At 46.1% G+C, this 13,990-nt stretch carries 9 protein-coding genes; 4 read left to right on the top strand and 5 right to left on the bottom strand.

Features of this window, described 5'->3' with window-relative positions:
- Positions 1-58: 58 nt before the first annotated feature.
- Together AAE02nite_RS17815 and AAE02nite_RS17810 are read right to left on the bottom strand one after the other, a co-directional pair.
- Positions 59-2,632 carry an ATP-dependent Clp protease ATP-binding subunit gene (locus AAE02nite_RS17815; protein ID WP_146900777.1) on the bottom strand — a complete coding sequence of 858 codons (2,574 nt, stop codon included), beginning with the start codon at positions 2,630-2,632 and terminating at the stop codon, positions 59-61.
- A 74-nt stretch (positions 2,633-2,706) separates the two neighbouring features.
- On the bottom strand, positions 2,707-3,330 hold the full coding sequence (locus AAE02nite_RS17810) for a WbqC family protein (RefSeq protein WP_146900774.1): 624 nt from the start codon (positions 3,328-3,330) through the stop codon (positions 2,707-2,709).
- A 97-nt stretch (positions 3,331-3,427) separates the two neighbouring features.
- Here AAE02nite_RS17810 and AAE02nite_RS17805 point away from each other — a divergent pair, with 97 nt between their 5' ends.
- From AAE02nite_RS17805 to AAE02nite_RS17790, 4 genes are all read left to right on the top strand, one after another.
- Positions 3,428-4,345: a lysophospholipid acyltransferase family protein gene (locus AAE02nite_RS17805; RefSeq protein WP_246151137.1), complete on the top strand. Its 918-nt coding sequence runs from the start codon at positions 3,428-3,430 to the stop codon at positions 4,343-4,345.
- Positions 4,346-4,516: 171 nt separating this feature from the next.
- Positions 4,517-5,704, top strand: coding sequence for a Na+/H+ antiporter NhaA (gene nhaA, locus AAE02nite_RS17800; protein ID WP_174761966.1), 1,188 nt, complete (start codon positions 4,517-4,519; stop codon positions 5,702-5,704).
- 218 nt (positions 5,705-5,922) lie between these two features.
- A complete protein-coding gene (locus tag AAE02nite_RS17795) occupies positions 5,923-6,720 on the top strand; it encodes an alpha/beta hydrolase (RefSeq protein ID WP_146900770.1) in 798 nt (265 codons plus the stop codon).
- 88 nt (positions 6,721-6,808) lie between these two features.
- Positions 6,809-7,999 carry a class I SAM-dependent rRNA methyltransferase gene (locus tag AAE02nite_RS17790; RefSeq protein WP_146900767.1) on the top strand — a complete coding sequence of 397 codons (1,191 nt, stop codon included), beginning with the start codon at positions 6,809-6,811 and terminating at the stop codon, positions 7,997-7,999.
- A gap of 99 nt (positions 8,000-8,098) precedes the next feature.
- On the opposite strand, the gene AAE02nite_RS17785 is transcribed toward AAE02nite_RS17790, so the two are convergent.
- From AAE02nite_RS17785 to AAE02nite_RS17775, 3 genes are all read right to left on the bottom strand, one after another.
- A complete protein-coding gene (locus tag AAE02nite_RS17785; protein ID WP_146900764.1) occupies positions 8,099-11,413 on the bottom strand; it encodes an amidohydrolase family protein in 3,315 nt (1,104 codons plus the stop codon).
- Between the two features lie 371 nt (positions 11,414-11,784).
- Positions 11,785-13,377 carry a glycosyltransferase family 39 protein gene (locus tag AAE02nite_RS17780; RefSeq protein WP_146900761.1) on the bottom strand — a complete coding sequence of 531 codons (1,593 nt, stop codon included), beginning with the start codon at positions 13,375-13,377 and terminating at the stop codon, positions 11,785-11,787.
- A gap of 18 nt (positions 13,378-13,395) precedes the next feature.
- A complete protein-coding gene (locus tag AAE02nite_RS17775; RefSeq protein WP_146900758.1) occupies positions 13,396-13,944 on the bottom strand; it encodes a sugar O-acetyltransferase in 549 nt (182 codons plus the stop codon).
- Positions 13,945-13,990 lie beyond the last annotated feature (46 nt).

Below are 13,990 nucleotides of genomic sequence, written 5' to 3'. Positions count from 1 at the left end.
TCAATTTAAGCAAAAAAAAGGCTGACCATTCGGTCAGCCTTTTCCATTTAATTTAAATTTATTCCCCAGTCTTAGGATCGGCCGGAGTAGACTCTGATGATTCTTCGGGTAACTTCGGCTTACCGCTGCTTTCAGAACGGAAGGTTAAAGTTTCCTTCCCTTCTTCAAAGTCCGCAATAATTATGTCACCGTTACTAACATCAGCCCGCAGAATTTCTTCGGCAATCGGGTCTTCCAGGTATTTCTGGATAGCGCGGTTTAGCGGACGTGCTCCGTATTTAGGGTCGTAACCTTTTTCAGCTACAAAATCTTTGGCTTTATCAGTCAGTTCAATTTTGTATCCTAAGGTTTCTAAGCGCTTAAATAGTTTGCTCAAAGAGATATCAATAATTTTATGAATATCTTCCCGGCCCAACGAGTTAAACACAATTACATCATCCAAACGGTTCAGGAACTCCGGCGAGAAGGTTTTCTTCAGCGCGTTGGAGATAGTACCCCGCATAATGTCGTCCAGGTTTTCTTGTTTGGCCTTGGTTGAGAAACCAATACCGGCGCCAAAATCCTGTAAATCGCGGGCCCCGATGTTCGAAGTCATAATGATAATGGTGTTCCGGAAGTCTACTTTCCGGCCTAAACCATCGGTCAACACGCCATCGTCGAGTACCTGCAGCAACAGGTTGTAAATATCAGGGTGCGCTTTCTCAATCTCATCCAGCAAAATTACGCTGTATGGCTTCCGCCGGATTTTCTCAGTCAGCTGTCCGCCTTCTTCGTAACCTACGTAGCCCGGAGGCGCTCCTACCAAACGCGATACACTGAATTTCTCCATGTATTCGCTCATGTCGATGCGCACCAAAGCATCTTCTTTATCGAAGAGGTAAGTTGCCAGCACTTTTGCTAATTCGGTTTTACCAACCCCGGTTGGGCCTAAGAATACGAATGAACCAATAGGTTTCTTCGGATCTTTCAGACCTACGCGTGTACGCTGAATAGCTTTTACCAATTGCTTGATGGCTTTTTCCTGACCAATTACTTTGTCCTGGAGCTCATCGCCCATGCTCAGTAATTTCTGGCTTTCGTTCTGCGCAATCCGTTTTACCGGAATACCGGTCATCATGGCAATTACTTCGGCCACATTTTCTTCTTTAACGGTATAGCGTTTTTTCTTGGTTTCGTCTTCCCAGTTCTTTTTAGCAATATCCAGTTGGTCCAGCAGGCGTTTTTCTTTATCGCGCAGTTGGGCCGCTTCTTCGTATTTCTGACTTTTGACTACCCGGTTTTTTTCGGTTTTAATATTCTCAATCTGTTCTTCCAGTTTCAGAATATCTTCCGGTACCACAATATTGTTTATGTGCACGCGGGCACCGGCTTCATCCAGAATATCAATAGCTTTATCTGGTAAGAAGCGGTCGCTCATGTATCTATCCGATAATTTAACGCAGGCTTCAATGGCCTTATCGGTATAAATTACATGGTGGTGATCCTGGTATTTATCTTTAATGTTGTTCAGAATCTCGATGGTTTCTTCCGGTGTGGTTGGGTCTACCATTACAATCTGGAAACGACGGGCCAAAGCACCATCTTTCTCAATGTACTGGCGGTACTCATCCAGGGTAGTAGCCCCGATGCATTGAATTTCGCCGCGGGCTAAGGCCGGTTTAAACATATTAGAGGCATCCAAAGATCCGGATGCGCCACCGGCGCCTACAATGGTATGCAACTCATCTATAAACAATATTACATCCGGCGATTTTTCCAGTTCGTTCATAACGGCTTTCATCCGCTCTTCAAACTGGCCGCGGTATTTGGTACCAGCCACTAAAGAGGCCAGGTCTAAGGTAACCACGCGCTTGTTAAAGAGCACGCGCGATACTTTCTTCTGCACAATGCGCAGGGCTAAACCTTCGGCAATAGCGGTTTTACCAACGCCGGGTTCCCCAATTAAAATCGGGTTGTTTTTCTTGCGGCGGCTCAATACCTGGGCTACCCGCTCAATTTCTTTTTCCCGACCTACAATTGGGTCGAGTTTATCGTCTTCGGCGAGTTTGGTCAGGTCACGGCCAAAATTATCGAGTACCGGGGTACGCGATTTTTCGCCGGGCTTTTTAGCAGTACTGCCTTTGGCAGAACCCGAACTGCCAAATAATTTATCGTTATCGTTATCATCATCGGTGTCGGATGACGCCATTGGATTATTATTCTGATAATCCAGTGAATCTCTGATTGCTTCGTAGTTCACGTTGAATTTGGCTAAAGTTTGTGATGAAATATTATCTTCATCCCGGAGGATGGAAAGCAACAAATGTTCCGTACCGATAATATCACTCTTAAAAATCTTTGCCTCCAGGTACGTAATCTTCAATACTTTTTCGGTTTGCTTCGTCAGCGGAATGCTGCCGGTAATACTGGTATTGTGCGAAGCCGTATTACGGGTAGCCTGCTCCAGCGCATATTTTAATTCGTCGATCGAAACACCCAGTTTTTTTAACAAGGTTATCGCCGTGCCTTCGCCCTCCCGGATCATGCCCAACAATAAGTGTTCGGTACCTATATAGTCATGCCCCAGGCGAATAGCTTCTTCACGGCTGAGTGAGATTACTTCCTTCACTCTATTTGAGAATTTAGCTTCCATTTATTAAAGGATAAAATAGTAAGTAATGTTTAGTTTCTGATGCTTGCCTCTTTAAGTAAACAAGCAACGGCTTGTTAATGTTCAGGAGCGGCGGGGCTGGCCTGTAAATAAAATACGGCCTCCGGGCCTTGTAAAAACAATACATCAATTATACTCAAGTCAGGTACAAATTGTTTGCCAAAAACCTGATTGTATACTTTAATGTCCAAAATGGCAGAGTTTAATTTCGGATGTATTTTATTGCGATAATCTGCAACAGCTCCTGCGTATGCCGGAATATACGATTCTGTGAAAGAGATCGGTTTTTTAATATTCAGGCATTTCATATAAAAACGTAAAAGAGCGAGATTTAATTCGAATAAATACTGCTTTTTTTGCCCGTAAATCTGTTGCAGATAATCGCTGTAATACGTAAAAAACGGGGCACTGCCATAAGCTGAGCGGATACTGCGCCAATGCACCTTCACCCAGTCCTGGCTGTAGTCTATTTCGAGTTCGGTTATTTTGGTTTTGCGATTTCCTTTCTTTACCGGAATAGTTAAATCCTGCGGCCCGTGCGAGGTCAGAATCCGGCAACGATTCCGGTAACTTTGTTTTGTATAGTGTTCGTGTTGTTCAATTAAAATACTGTCGGCCCGAAGCATCTGCTGAAAATAGGCTATACTCGGGTTATATTGTATTTCGGTTAATAAAATCATGTTGGGTAAGCAGCGGCCTAAGACTTTTGCTATATTAGCGGAATATTATTCTTAAACCGATTTAATTTAAATATTAGTTATTACACGTACAAATATCGTGCATAAAAAAATAGCCTTGCGCAAACGCGATTATCCTTTATGGTGGCTGCTGCAAGGGCTTTCCCATCTGCCTTTCGGCATTTTATACCTGCTGGCCGATTTTGTTTACGTATTGCTGTTTTACGTTTTTAAGTACCGCAAAAAAGTTGTCTACCATAATCTGAATAATTCTTTTCCGGACAAAGATGCTGCTGAAATCCAGCGGATTGCGAAGCAATTTTACCATAACCTGGCCGATATCATTTTTGAAATATTGAAATTGGGTAGTATTTCCACCGCCGATTTACGCCGCCGGGCTCATTTTCAAAACCCGGAAATATTACAGGCTTACCTCGATAAAGGTTTATCGGTGCTTACTTTAGGTTCGCACGCCTGCAACTGGGAGTGGGGTTTGGCTTCTTCGCCGGGTTTTCTGAATTTTCCGGCCGATGGGGTATACAAACCCTTGCAGAATAATTTCTTTGAGCAATATATGCGCTTTTTGCGGAGCCGGCTGGGGCCCAATCCTTTACCCATGAAAGAAGTTTTGCGCCATCTGGTCCGGCATCGCCAGGAATCGCGGTTAGTAGCTTTGTTATCGGATCAAATACCGCCCCGCGGCGAAATTCAGTATTGGACTTCTTTCCTGAATCAGGATACGGGATTTTACGTAGGAGCCGATAAACTGGCCGCTACCTTTAAATACCCGGTAGTGTTTATTAAAGTAGTTCGCCGGGGAAGGGGGTATTATTTATTTTCGTTTGAACTGCTGGCCGAACCGGGTGCCGTAACAACCGCCGAAGAATACAAAGTAACCGAAGCTTATGCCCGGCACCTCGAAATTTCTATACGGGAAAACCCGGCCGATTACTTATGGTCGCACCGCCGCTGGAAACACAAACGGCCGGCCAGCGACAACGGAGCCGCAAGTAAGTGAGGTTAGTTATTCAGGCATTAGCGAACTTCTGCTTATCCTCTGCTTTGGTTTTAATTCATTAATGAAAGATTAATTTTTATAATTTGCCAGTTTTAAAGTCTACTTGCCGGGTTTAGCGGTGAAGAAGATGATAAAACATAATTCTTTCATTTAAAAAGACAGTATAGCTGCATGATAAAATTAATTAATCCCAATACCTTCCGTGAGTTTTTAAAGTCTGGTTCCGCCGGAGGAATTATTTTAATAGCCTGCTTAATCGTTTCTTTAATCATTGCTAATTCTCCGTTGGGGCCCGGATTCGAAAATCTGCTGGCCCGCGAAATAGGCTACCACTCTGATAACCTGGAACTGCGCTATTCGGTGTTGCTTTGGATTAATGATGGCTTAATGGCTATATTTTTTCTCTTGGTAGGGCTGGAAATTAAACGTGAGTTGGTAGAAGGGGAGCTTTCTTCTTTAAAGCAGGCGGCCTTACCGGTTTTTGCGGCAATAGGGGGGATGTTAGCACCGGCTGCCATTTATGCCTTGTTAAATAATGGAACACCTACCGCCAGCGGTTGGGGTATACCCATGGCCACTGATATTGCCTTCGCCATTGCGGTTCTTTCTCTTTTAGGTAGCCGGGTACCGCTTTCCTTAAAAGTTTTTTTAACGGCGCTGGCCATTGTGGATGATTTGGGGGCTATTTTGGTTATTGCGCTGTTTTATTCCAGCGAGATACACCTGGACTACCTCCTATATGCCGGCGGAATCTTTGCTTTACTTATCATTTTCAATCTGTTGGGTTTCAAAAAGCTAATTTTTTACCTGGTTCCCGGGGTGTTTATGTGGTATTTTATTCATCACTCCGGGATCCACGCTACTATTGCCGGCGTGCTTACCGCCCTCACGTTACCCACCACGCCCGGCGCCGAAGAATCGCCTTTGGAAAAATTAGAACACGGATTAACCAAACCGGTAAACTTTTTAATAATGCCACTATTTGCCTTGGCTAATACCAATATCCGGTTTGAGGCCGACATGATAGATGGCTTGACCAGTAACTTAGGGTTAGGTATTATTTTGGGTTTATTTTTAGGCAAGCCGCTGGGTATTACTTTAGTTTCGTGGCTATCAGTAAAATTAAAAATCAGCAGTTTGCCCAGTGGCGTCAGGTGGTCGCAGATTATAGGTGCCGGTATACTCGCCGGTATCGGCTTTACCATGTCTATATTTATAGCTTTGTTATCTTTTAGCGACCCGCTCTACCAAACCGAAGCCAAGTTTTCTATTTTAATAGCTTCCCTTTTAGCCGGCTTCATAGGTTTTATCGTCCTGAAATGGCTAGGTAAAAAGACACTTACAGAAGTGAAAAGCTAACTCAGCAAAGATAAACCCGACAGAAATATTGCCGCCTGGCGGTTGTTCCCGGATACCTTCTTCGTAATAACCCAGAAGTTGTCGGGTTAGAAAAGGCTAATGTTTAATGGCTGCCGCAGCCTTGACTTAAGTTTACTGTGCAAGCCGAAAAATCAGGAAAAAGTATTTCACTTTTCCGTCAACAGCCGTATGCCTAAATTTTGGCTAGCTGAACTTCTATGTTGAAGGTTTTGATTATAACTGTTAGCTTAATAGCCGGAATATTCCTTATCCTGATGGGAGTGGTTTTCTGGTTGCAGGATAGGTTAATATTTTTCCCCGAGAAAGTTCCGGCTGCTTACCGCTATCCGTTTAAGAGCAACTTTAAAGAAGTCTACTTAGACACGCCGGACGGTAACCGAATAAATGCCTTGCATTTTATGGCTAAACAAACTAAAGGCGTTATTCTATATTTTCATGGCAACGCGGGTAGCCTGCGCTCCTGGGGTTATGTAGCCGAAGAATTGGTGCCGTACGGCTACGATGTTTTTATGCCCGATTACCGCAGTTTTGGCAAAAGTACCGGTAAACTAAGCCCCCAAAACTTATACCAGGATGGCCAACTGCCTTATGAGTACTTACAGCAAGCTTACCCGGAAGATAAAATAGTAATATTTGGACGGTCAATCGGAACGGGCGTAGCTACCAAAGTAGCCTCGGAGAACAAACCTAAGCTGCTTTTGCTGGAAACGCCTTTTTATGATTTTACTGAGGTAGCTAAAACGCATTATCCTTTTCTGCCTGCGACGCTCCTGCTACGGTATACTTTCCGGTCCGATAAATGGATTAAAAATGTAAGCTGCCTGGTGTATATTCTTCATGGTACAGCCGATGAGGTGGTGCCGTTCCGGTCGGGTAAAAAACTGGCCGGGTTAATAAATAATCCTAACAGCTTGGTAATTATAGAAGGTGGTGGCCATAATAATTTAAGCAGCTTCCTGGCTTACCACCAAGCCCTAGCCCGGGTTTTAAAATAACCTTCCGTTCCAGTCTTCTAAATATAGCACCTAAATCTTTTAAATAATAAGCAGTACCTTTGCGGATAGAAAAATTTAAGAGTAATAGATGAAAGAATTTGCCCGCATTATCCTGCACGGCGGAAAGGACCATTCGTTGAAGCGCCATCACCCTTGGGTGTTTTCCGGAGCCATCAAGAAAATACAGGGCGAAGTAGAAGAAGGGGAGGCTGTGGAGGTTTTTAGCGCCGGCGGTGAATATTTGGGTACTGGTCATTACCAGCCCGGCGGTTCTATTGCGGTCCGGATATTTTCTTTTGAGCGCGTAGAACTTAATTATAATTTCTGGAAAGCAAAGATAAGCCAGGCCTTTGCTTACCGCCGGGCTTTGGGTTTCATAGAAAATAGTAGTACCAACATCTACCGGCTCATTTTTGCCGAAGGAGACGGATTACCCGGGTTGGTAGTTGATGTGTATAACGATACAGCCGTAATGCAATGCCACACCATTGGCATGTACCGCATCCGCGAAACCTTAGCCCAGGCTATTGTGGAAGTGGGCGCGCCTACTATTACAGCCGTTTACGATAAAAGTGCCGAAACCTTACCCGCCAAAGCTGCCGCTCAAGCAACTAACGGTTACCTGATTGGTGAAGCCACCGACAGCCAGGTAGTACAGGAAAATAATAATAAATTTACGGTAGATTGGGTGCACGGACAAAAAACCGGTTTCTTCATAGACCAGCGCGAGAACCGCTCTTTGCTGGCGCAATATTCCCAAGGCAAATCGGTACTGAATACGTTCTGCTACACCGGTGGCTTTTCTATTTATTCGCTCAACGCCGGAGCTAGCCAAGTACATTCCGTGGACAGTTCTAAAAAAGCTATTGAGCTCACCGATAAAAATGTAGAACTAAACGGTACTGCCGATCGGCACGAATCTTTTGCGGTAGATACTTTCTCTTTCCTGAAAGATAACCCAGCTACGTACGATATTATTATCCTGGACCCACCGGCTTTTGCCAAGCACCAGAATGTGCGGCACAATGCTGTAATGGGCTACAAACGACTGAACGTAGAAGGCATTAAACACATAAAGCCCGGTGGCATATTATTTACTTTTTCCTGCTCGCAGGTAGTAGATCGGTATTTGTTTAACAGTACGGTTATGGCCGCCGCCATTGAGGCCGGACGGAATATTAAAATCATGCACCAACTTAGCCAACCCGCCGACCACCCGGTAAGTATATTTCACCCGGAAGGGGAATATTTAAAAGGTTTGGTATTGTATGTAGAGTAAGAATAGGAGAATACACTGGTGCCGTAAATAATATTTTATCTAAAACAAAAAGCAGTTCCCTTGTCGGAACTGCTTATTTGTTTTGGCAAAAAGGGCGGGTTAATGCCGGCCGTGGCAACTGCATTGTTCACCAGCAATGCCGAGTGTGTGCACATCCATGCCTTCGGTAAAGGGGAAGGAGCCGCTCACTTTTGGGTTCTCCCAATAAAACGGCATTGGTTTTTTGTTGTAATTACCAATCTCCTGCATGGTAGCCGCATCGTACAAACGGCCATTTATCATAGTATAAACCACACTTTCAGAGTTTTGAATATTTTCCAGCGGGTTTTTATCCAGTACAATCAGGTCGGCGAGTTTGCCGGTTTCCAAAGACCCAATCTCCTTCTCCATGCTTAAATAATGCGCCCCGTTCAGGGTAGCGGCGCGTAAGGCTTCGTGGTTGCTCATGCCGCCTTGCTGCAGCATCCAGAGTTCCCAGTGTGCGCCCAAACCTTGTAACTGGCCGTGCGCCCCGAGGTTAATCTTTACACCCTGGTCAGCTAATTTTTTGCAGGCCTGGGCTGTTAGCAAATGGCCGTTGGCATATTCTTCGTCGGGAACCTGGGTAACCCGGCGCGAGCGGCTATCGATAAACGAACGCGGAACAAATCTTAATAAACGTTCTTTTTCCCAAACATTCGTTTTCTGGTACCAGTAATATTCGCCGGAGTTGGCGCCGTAGTTTACAATCAAAGTAGGCGTATAAGCGGTTTGGCTGTTTTTCCAGAGCGATACCACATCGTTGTACAAAGGGGCAATTGGAATATTGTGTTCGATGCCGGTATGCCCATCCAGAATCATAGTCATGTTATGGAAAAAGGTAGAGCCCCCTTCGGGTACCACGGCCATGCCCAGTTCGCGGGCAGCCTGAATAACCTGCTGGCGCTGTTCGCGGCGGGGCTGGTTATAGCTTTTTACCGAGAAGCCGCCCATGGCTTTAATGCGGCGTAAATGCGAACGGGCATCTTCCAAACTATTAATTACGGCTTTAATATTGCCATCGGCACCGTAAAGCACCGTACCCGTAGAAAATATGCGCGGCCCCACCATGGCGCCGGCTTTCACCATTTCGGATTGATTAAATACCTGTTCGGTGCTGGAAGAAGGGTCGTGGGTAGTGGTAACGCCGTAAGCCAGGTTTGCATAATAGGCCCATTGCTGCTGGGGGCTCATGCCGGTCCGGAAGGTACCCATATGCGCGTGCACATCAACCAAACCCGGCATAATGGTTTTACCTTGAGCATCGATGGTTTTGGTGCCGGCTGGTACCGTAACCTGGTTTGCTGATCCAACGGCTACGATTCGGTTGCCTTCCACTACCAGGGTGCCATTCTGAATTACTTCGTCGCCTTTCATGGTAATAATGCGGGCATTGGTAAAGGCCAATTTGCCCTGCGGTACATCGGTAGCCAGCACCAGGTTTATTTTAAGGCCCGTAGAATCTAAGGGCGGGATTTTAGTAACGGCGCCCGGTAAAAAGGTAAAGCGGTTTTTCAGATCGTTGGTAAAATATTCCTCGCCCAAAAGCCAATGTAGTTTCTGGCTGTCGCGCGACCAGTGCAGGCTGGTACCGGCATCGCGGGAAACGCGGGCCAGCGGAATGGCCTTGCTGTCGATACTAATTTCCAGTCCTTTCCCGGCAGCCGGCAAGGGCATAATGTAGGCATTAAATAATTCGGTAAAGGCTACCCATTGATTATCGGGGCTGGGAACAAACTGGGTTGCATATTTCGAGAACAGGTGCGTAACCGGCTCTTTTCCATCCAGGCCTACACTTTTTAAAGTATTGTTACCATTCTCGTTTACCGTGAAAAATATTCGTTTGCCGGTTTTATCAAATAATGGTTCGCTGCCGTTTTTCTGGATCAGGTTCATGCTGCCACCTTTGGCCGGCATCCAGAAAATACCGGTATTTTTACCGAAATTATAGCCTTGGTGATCATTGCCGCCAGTTTTGTTGAAAATGATTTTCTGGCCGTCCGGCGAAAAAGAAGGCGCTGCATAAAACCCTTTTTCGGTGGTGAGCTTTTGGGGTTTGCTACCGTTCAGGTCGGTTTTGTAGAGAGCACTCAATGTTTGGTCGTTCCAGGTGGCATACGCAATGGTTTTGCCATCCGGGCTGAAAGCCGGGTAATATTCGAAGTCGGTGCCTTTGGTAACCCGAGCGGGTTTGCCATTGGGTAATTGCTTTTTATAGAGATAACCGGCAGCGCTGAATACCAGGTATTTGCCGTCAGGCGAGGTAACGGCATGGCGAATGGCTTTGGCGGTGAAGTTTTTCGGGGCAACACCTTCGGGGCCAAAGTTATACTTAACGGCTTCGGTTATCTGGTGCCGCGACTGTACGGTAAAAGGGATTTCGGTAGCTTTGTTTAGCTGGCTTACGTCTACTTTGTGTATTTTCCCCTGCGCCCAGATAATAATATTCTTATTGTCGGGTGTCCAGGCGAAGTTCGGGTACACACCAAAAATAGCCCAGGCTTCCTGTTGGTCTTTGCTCAGGTTGTCATAAACGGGCCATTCTTCGCCGGTACTTAAATTATGAAGGTAGAGCACTGATTTCGTACGCACCCGGCGCACAAAAGCCAGCAGTTTGCCATCGCGGGAAAGCTGCGGCCGCACCGCCCCGCCCATGCCGGTTACCACATTTTCGATGTCGCCGGTGTTCCGGTCCACGCGCCGGATCATGTAAATAAGGCCGTTGGGGTCTTTGTTATACTCAAAAAAATTGCCGCCGCTCATGTCCTCGCTGTAATACACATAACGGCCGTCCGGCGAGACAATAGGTTCACCAGCATCCTGCTGGTCGTTTTTGCGCTTGGTGAGTTGGATGCCTGTGCCGCCGGCAATGTGGTAAGCCCACATTTCGCCGGCTCCTAAGGAGCGGGTGGCGGTAAAGTGTTTGCGGGCGATTAAATATTGCCCATCCGGCGACCACGAAGCATTATTCAGCAGCCGGAAGTTTTCCTTCGTTACGGCGCGGGCATTAGAACCATCCCGGTTCATGATCCAAATATTGTCACCGCCATCCTTATCGGAGGTGTAGGAAATAAATTTGCCGTCGGGGCTATAACGGGGTTGCACTTCATAAGCCCGGCCACCGGCTAATAACTTGGCGGTGCCGCCGGTGATGGGCAGGCTGTAAATATCGCCCAGTATGTCAAATATTATTTCTTTACCATCGGGGCTCACATCCAGGTTCATCCAGGTGCCTTCGGTGGTGGTAAAACTAACTTCTTTGGCCGGACCGTGGGCGGCTTCTACCTGCCATTTTTTAGGATCAGGGGTAGCGGGTTTTTTATCCTGTGCCTCGGCCCATATAGAACTGCTTAGGGCGAGAACGCCGGTTAGGAGGGGAATAAAAGATTTAAACATGAAGTATATTAAAGATTTTTGGGTGTGAATGAATCTTCAAAAATAATAAATAACGGGCATTTTTGGGGATAAGAATTGGCAGGATGAAAGATAGGTACCAGGAAAAAAATAATGTGCTTTCGGTGGGGCCAGGTTCTGCCGGAATACTGGCTGGTGAAAACACGCAGCCAGGGCAACGTTTTCTGCCAACTTTTTAAGTTAAAAAAAACTGGTAGTCTAAGCTGGTAAGATGATATTGAATGCCGCGAAAGATAGTATTAGCGGCATTTAGCGTAAAATAGCTCTGGTATAGGTAAATGCATTCTCTTGTTACAAGAATATTGCCTGAACATAGACGAAAGTTCTGCAAAGTCTTTCGTTTGGCGCAATGGTTACCTGCCGAAAACTGCTCTTTCTTTTTTAATCCGGTCGTTCACAATATTTATTATTTCGGGAGCAGCGCCGGAGAGTACCAATACCCCGGTTCCTTTTTCCCGCGCGTACGGTTCTGTTATTTCGCCGATTTTTTTGACGCTTTTAAAAAGTTTCTGGTGCTCCGAATCAGGGATGTCGCCAACCAGAATTACGTTCGTAAAGGTTAAAGGCTGAGGCAGCCAGAGGAGATAACTGCCATTTTCGGTGTGTGCAGGGGGTAACTGGTATTTTTTGCCGTAATAATTAATAGCCCCAGCCTGGCCGTAATTATCGCACAGAATAAGTGTTGCTTGGCGCTGATCCGCCGGAATCTGGTGGTAAGCTTTTGCCACAATAGTTGTAAGTTCTTCCCAGCCCAACATATCGGCATAATCCTGGGGTAGCTGATGGTGCTGGCCATCTTCCCAGCGCAACACGCCTAAATCTTTAAACTTGGCGGCATAAGTAGCCATCGTGGCCGGTGGTAATACCGGAAAAACCAACGGGAATACCGGGAATAAGAAAAGCAGTGGAAAAGCCAACAGGATGGGACGCAACCAGTAGCGCCAGCCCTTTTGGGTAAGCTTTTCCCAACCCAGACTGCCCACTGCTATCAGTACCGGGTATAAGCCCAGCGTGTAATAACTCTTGCCCTGCAACCCAATCAATAAGCCCATTACCACCAGGAATATGATACCAACGGCCAGGTATGGTTTGGCCCGGCGATTGAAGAAGACCATGGCTAAACCCAGCGGCCAAACCAGCAAAGCTCCAATGCACATAATCACCTGATCGAGTAAAAAATCGGAGAGGGCTACGTGTTGCAATTGCTTTTGCTGTAACTCGCGCATGTGCGTGAAAAAAGGTAGGTTATGCTGCAATTGCCAAAAAATATTAGGCAACACCAATACCGCCGTGAGCAACAAGACCTGGTAGAAAACTTTCTTCCAGAATAATACGCGGTGGCGGGTAAACAAAAAGCTCATCAAGGCCCCAATGATGAAAAAGCCAACGGTATACTTATTTAATAACCCGGTTGCCAAAGCAAAGGCTAGGCCATATAAGTAGTTATTTTTGCCCGTTTGGATGTACCGGATGATCAGGTAAAAATATAAAGTCCAGAGTAATACATCGAGGGAATTAGGTTGAAACAATAAGTTTAATCGCAGGTAAGCCGAAAAAACAAAGCAAAAACCCGCCAAAAAGAGCGCAAAAGTGCCACCCCCAAGCTTCTGCACCATTTTACCCATAACATACAGCGTGAGCGCACCAAACAGAGCCGGCCAGAATTTTACCCAAAAAAGACTGTTACCCATTAGCTGTGTAAACCAAGCCAAAACCGAGATAACCGGCGGCACTTCCAAGAAGCCCCAGGCCAAATGGCGTCCCTGGTCCAGGTACAAATATTCGTCGCGGTGGAGCTGGTAAGCCGGGTTCAGAAATAAATATTGAATCGTAAACTTGGCTAATGTTAAGTAAAACAGCAATTTGGTGCTGAATACCTGGCCTGAATCCTCTGCCAGAAGGTGGTTTTTCGGGTGAGTGGGCTGCGAGTTAAGGGAGGGGTGCATAAAGGCCTAGCACATTATTTACAGTTGTTTTATAATCCGGGCTGGGTTACCCGCCACCACTACGTTATCCGGAATATTTTTGGTAACGACGCTGCCGGCCCCGATAACCACATTGTGCCCGATGGTAACGCCGGGGCAAATAACTGAGTGCCCACCAATCCAGACGTTATCGCCAATGGTTATGGGTTTGCCAAATTCCCGGCCGGAAATCCGCTCCTGCGCGTCCAGCGGGTGCGTAGCGGTATAAATTTGTACATTGGGTGCCAGAAAGGCGTTCTTGCCAAATGTAACCCGGCATACATCTAAAATAACACAGTTAAAATTGGCGTAAAAATTTTCGCCGAAGCTTATATTGTAGCCATAGTCACACTGAAAAGCCGGCTCGATGTAGCAAGTAGTTTCGGAGTGGAATAATTTGGCGAGGATTTGCCGGCGTTTTTCGGTTTCATCGGGATGACTGTGGTTATAATCGTAGAGGGTTCTACGGGCATTCAGCCGGTCCGCTACTAATTCGGGATCGTTGGGGTTGTACATACCACCGGCCAGCATGATTTCTTTTTCGTTCATAGGTTTATTTTGGGTTTAATATAAAAAAGCAAAGCCGACAAAATTG

Source organism: Adhaeribacter aerolatus, from assembly GCF_007991635.1.
Lineage (GTDB): Bacteria > Bacteroidota > Bacteroidia > Cytophagales > Hymenobacteraceae > Adhaeribacter > Adhaeribacter aerolatus.
This window is presented reverse-complemented; position numbering and strand designations above follow the sequence as displayed.

Bases quoted from the DNA above. Each gene is read 5' to 3' on its own strand.
- nhaA (WP_174761966.1), top strand. From the start codon at position 4,517: ATGATAAAATTAATTAATCCCAATACCTTCCGTGAGTTTTTAAAGTCT.
- AAE02nite_RS17780 (WP_146900761.1), bottom strand. From the start codon at position 13,377: ATGCACCCCTCCCTTAACTCGCAGCCCACTCACCCGAAAAACCACCTT.
- AAE02nite_RS17815 (WP_146900777.1), bottom strand. From the start codon at position 2,632: ATGGAAGCTAAATTCTCAAATAGAGTGAAGGAAGTAATCTCACTCAGC.
- AAE02nite_RS17785 (WP_146900764.1), bottom strand. From the start codon at position 11,413: ATGTTTAAATCTTTTATTCCCCTCCTAACCGGCGTTCTCGCCCTAAGC.
- AAE02nite_RS17795 (WP_146900770.1), top strand. From the start codon at position 5,923: ATGTTGAAGGTTTTGATTATAACTGTTAGCTTAATAGCCGGAATATTC.
- AAE02nite_RS17775 (WP_146900758.1), bottom strand. From the start codon at position 13,944: ATGAACGAAAAAGAAATCATGCTGGCCGGTGGTATGTACAACCCCAAC.
- AAE02nite_RS17790 (WP_146900767.1), top strand. From the start codon at position 6,809: ATGAAAGAATTTGCCCGCATTATCCTGCACGGCGGAAAGGACCATTCG.
- AAE02nite_RS17810 (WP_146900774.1), bottom strand. From the start codon at position 3,330: ATGATTTTATTAACCGAAATACAATATAACCCGAGTATAGCCTATTTT.